The organism is Candidatus Streptomyces philanthi, assembly GCF_059553635.1.
In genome coordinates this window covers 1-4,207 of the sequence record NZ_JCANQV010000401.1, presented here as the reverse complement: position 1 = coordinate 4,207, position 4,207 = coordinate 1, and the positions used below count along the sequence as shown (strand labels likewise).

Below are 4,207 nucleotides of genomic sequence, written 5' to 3'. Positions count from 1 at the left end.
CCGCATGAACGCCTCCTCCAGGGACGCGTGGCGCGGACTCAGCTCATGGAGCACCAGCCGGTGCGCGGCGGCCAGCTCGCCCAGCCGCTCCGCCGGCACCCCGGCCGCCTCCAGCGCCCCGTCCCCGGCTTCCGCCACCGCGATCCGCTCGGCGCGCAGCATCTCCCGCAGCCGCTCCGGCTCCGGCGTCCGCACCCGTACGTACGAGCGGGCGTGGCGGCGGACGAACTCCGTCATCGAGGTGTCGGCGAGGAGCCGGCCGCGGCCGATGACGACGAGGTGGTCCGCGGTCAGCGCCATCTCGCTCATGAGGTGGGAGGAGACGAGGACGGTGCGGCCCTCGGCGGCCAGGTGTTTCATCAGGGTGCGCACCCAGAGGATGCCTTCGGGGTCGAGACCGTTGGCCGGCTCGTCGAAGAGGAGGACCCGCGGGTCGCCGAGGAGCGCCGCCGCGATCCCGAGCCGCTGGCCCATGCCCAGCGAGAAGCCCTTGGTCCGCTTCCGGGCCACCGCGCGCAGGCCCACCGTCTCCAGCACCTCGTCGACGCGGCGCCGGGGAATGCCGTTGCTCTGCGCCAGGTGGAGCAGATGGTGGAAGGCGCTGCGGCCGCCGTGCACCGCGCCGGCCTCCAGCAGCGCGCCGACGGACCGCAGCGGGTTGGTCAGCTGCCGGTAATGACGCCCCTCGATACGGACGGAACCGGACGTCGGACGGTCGAGATCGAGCATCATCCGCATCGTCGTGGACTTGCCCGCGCCATTGGGCCCGAGGAACCCCGTGACCGTCCCGGGCCGTACGGCGAAGGTCAGGTGATCCACCGCGACCGTGTCACCGTAGTGCTTCGTCAGCCCGTCCAGCTCGATCATGTACAGCACGCTAAGCGCGGCCCCGGCACCCCGCCACCGGGCCCGGACCACGCGGACGGCACCCCGTCACGACCGCGCCCCCGCACCGCCGGACGGGCGGTACGGGGGCGCGCCACGGGGCGCCGGGGTCAGCGCGTCTGCTGGGCGGGCAGGCCGCGCGAGGAGGTCTCGTCGTCGGGGACGCCGGCCGCGGCGACCGCCGCGCCCGTCAGCGTCGCCAGCATCTCGCGGACGTTGGTCAGCTGCGCGTTGATGGAGTCGCGGCGGTTGGTGAGCGCCGCCAGCTCGCGCTCGGACTCGCTGCGGACCCGGTCGGCCTTGGCGTTGGCGTCGGCGACGATGTCCTCGGCCTGGCGCTGTGCGGTCTCCACCGTCTGCCGGGCCCGGCGCTCGGCGTCCGTCCGCAGCTTCTCCGCCTCCAGGCGCAGCTGCTCGGCACGGTGCTCGATCTCCGCGAGGCGCTTCTCCGCCTTGGCCTGACGCGAGGCCAGGTCACGCTCGGACTGCTCACGACGCTTGGCGAGATTCGTCTCGAAGTCGGCGGCGGCCTGCGCGGCCTTGGCCCGGGTCTCCTCGAAGAGGGCGTCGGCCTCCTCACGCTTGGACTGGGCGTCCTTCTGCGCGTCGGAGCGGAGCGAGGACGCCTCGCCCTTGGCCTTCTCGACGATCCGGGCGCCCTCGTCCTCCGCCTTCGCCTTGCGCTCGGCGGCGAACTCCTCGGCGTCGGAGCGGACCTGCTGGGCGGCGGCCTCGGCCAGCTCGCGGTGCTGCTCGGCGGACCTGCGCGCCTCCTCGCGCAGCTCCTTGGCCTCCTCCTCCGCGAGCCGGAGGATCTTCTCGACGCGCGCACCGAGGCCCGCGTACGACGGCTCGGCCTCATTGACCTGGGCCTGGGCGTTCTGCGTTTCGAGGTGCAGCTCCTCGATCCGCTTTTCCAGCGAGGTGATACGGGCCAGCGCGCTGTCACGATCCGCGACGAGCTTCGTAATGCGGTCATCCACCTGACCGCGGTCGTACCCACGCCGCACGAGCTCGAAGCCGAAAGGGGAGGAAGTGTCGCTCATGGGGTTCCTGTCGAAAGAGACCGGTGAGGTGATAAGGAGAATCCTAGGGGCCGGACCGGCGTGTCATCGAGTCAACGACGGTTTGAAGTGGAGAATGGCCCCTCCTTCGAGTGGCTACCCTTCAGATTGCTTGCCACCCGAACGAGTTGTGCCGGCTCCCGCGCCCGCCTTCGCGCCCCCGTTCTTGCCGTCCGCGCCCGCCGGCGGGCCCTCGAACGACTCCAGAGCCTCCAGGACGTCCTGCACCCGGGAGATCTCCGCGTTGATGTCCTTGCGGCGGCGCACCAGTACCTCCAGCTCGCGCTTGCCCTCGTCCACGATCCGGGCGGCCTCGGCCTCCGCCTCGGTGCGCATCCGCTCCGCCTCGCGCACCGCCTTGGCCCGCTTGTTCTCGGCCTCCTTGATCAGGCCCTCGGCCTTCTTCACCGCCGCGATCCGGACCTTGCTGGCCTCGCTGTTCGCCTCCGACAGCGTCCGCTCCGCCTTCTCCTTGGCCTCCGCCCGCTGCTCGGTGGCCTCGGCGATCAGCTTGTCGACCCGCTCGCCGGCGTTCTTCATCGCCTCCGACGACTCACGGCGGGCCCGCTCGTGCAGCTCCTCCACCTCGGACTCGACCCGGGTCCGCAGCTCCTCGGCGCGCTCCCGGATCGCGGTGGCGTCGCCCCGCGCCTCGCTCAGCATCGTGTTGGCGTCCGTCCGGGCCTTCTCCACCCGCGCGTTGCCCTGCGCCGTCGCCTCCGCGACGATCCGCTCGGCCTCCTTGCGGGCCGCGCCGACCATCGTGTCGGCCTGCTCCTCGGCCGCGGCGGCGGCCCGCAGCGCCTCCTCCTGGGCCTTGGCGACCAGCTGATCGGCCTGCTCGGCGGCGTCCGCGCGGCGCTTGGCCGCCTCCTCGCGGACCTCGTCCCGCAGCCGGTCCGCCTCCTCGCGCGCCTCGGTACGCGTCCGCTCGGCCTCCGCCGCCGCGTCCTCGGCGGCCTTCACCGCCTCCTCGCGGGTACGCGCGGCCCGCTTCTCGGCCTCCGCGACCGTGTCCGCGGCCTCGGCACGCATCCGGTCCGCTTCCGCGGTCGCCGTCGCCTGCATACGGTCGGCCTGCTCCCGGGCGTCGGCCCGGGTACGGTCCGCGGCGCGCTCGGCGTCCGCCAGCGCCTGCGCCGCCTCCTCGCGCAGCCGCTCGGCCTCCGTACCGGCCTCGGCGATCAGCTTGTCGGCCTGCTCCGCGGCCTCCGACCGTGCCTTGTGGGCCGCCTTGCGGGCCTCGTCGCCGGTCCGGTCCGCGTCCATCCGCGCCGTCTCCAGCACGCCCATCGCCTCGGCGCGCATCCGCTCCGCCTCGGCGGCGGCCTCGGCCAGATGCTCGCGGGCCTGCTCCTCGGCGTCGGTCCGCAGCCGCTCGGCGGTCTTGCGGCCCTCCTCGACCGCGCGGTCCGCGTCGTCCTGCGCCGACGAGGTCAGCTCGGCCGCCTCGTTGACGATCCGTTCGGCCTCCGACCGCGCCTCGGTCACCAGGCGGTCGGCCTGCTCCGCGGCCTCCGACCGGATGCGGTTGGCGTCGTCGCGCGCCTCCGCGCGGGCCCGCGCCGCGTCCTGCTCGCCGGACGCCAGCGCGTCGGAGGCGTCCGTCCGCAGCTGCTGCGCCTTCGCCGTGGCGTCCGCGACCAGCTTCTCGGCCTGCGCCGTGGCCTCCGCGACCGCCTTCTCCGCCTCGGCCGCGGCCTCGGTCACCAGCCGGTCGGCCTGCTCCGCGGCTTCCTTGCGCGCCCGCCCGGCGTCCTTGCGCGCCTCGTCCAGCACCTCGGCGGCCTCGGCACGCAGCCGGTCGGCCTCCTCGATCGCCTCCGCGACCGCGCGCTCGGCGAGCGCCTTCGCCGCCTCCTGCGCCTCCCGCGCCTCGGCCCGTAGCCGCGCGGCGTCCTCCGAGGCCCGCTCGCGCTCCTGGTACGCGTCGCCGCGGACCCGGTCCGCCTCCTCCTGCGCCTCGGTGCGCGTCCGCTCCGCGGCGTGCTCGGCCGCCGACCGCAGCCCGGCGATCTCCTCCTCGGCCCGCTCGTGCAGCCCCGCGACCGCGTCCCGGACCTTCTGCGCAGCGGTCTCCGCCGCCGCGACCGTCTCCGACGCGCGCCGGTCCGCCTCGGTGACCAGCCGCTCGGCCTCCGCCTGCGCCTCGCTCACCCGCGTACGGGCCGACGCCAGCAGCTCCTCGCTCTGCTCCCGCGCCGCGGTGCGCTCCTTCTCCGCCTCCTCGCGGGCCTCGCCCAGCAGCCGCTCGGCCT

At 74.6% G+C, this 4,207-nt stretch carries 3 protein-coding genes; all 3 read right to left on the bottom strand.

The window, feature by feature from the left end; genetic code table 11:
* Nucleotides 1-867: ABC transporter ATP-binding protein (locus AC51EU_RS27760; protein ID WP_496269838.1), on the bottom strand; the 867-nt coding region annotated here is incomplete at its 3' end.
* 128 nt (nt 868-995) lie between these two features.
* Complete coding sequence (locus AC51EU_RS27755) at nt 996-1,931, bottom strand: cellulose-binding protein (RefSeq protein WP_496269837.1); 936 nt, start codon at nt 1,929-1,931, stop codon at nt 996-998.
* A gap of 114 nt (nt 1,932-2,045) precedes the next feature.
* Nucleotides 2,046-4,207 (bottom strand): polarized growth protein Scy-related protein (locus AC51EU_RS27750; protein ID WP_496269836.1); only part of this gene is annotated, 2,162 nt, incomplete at its 5' end.

Excerpts from the sequence above, each read along its gene's own strand:
- AC51EU_RS27755 (WP_496269837.1), bottom strand. The coding sequence starts at position 1,931 with ATGAGCGACACTTCCTCCCCTTTCGGCTTCGAGCTCGTGCGGCGTGGG.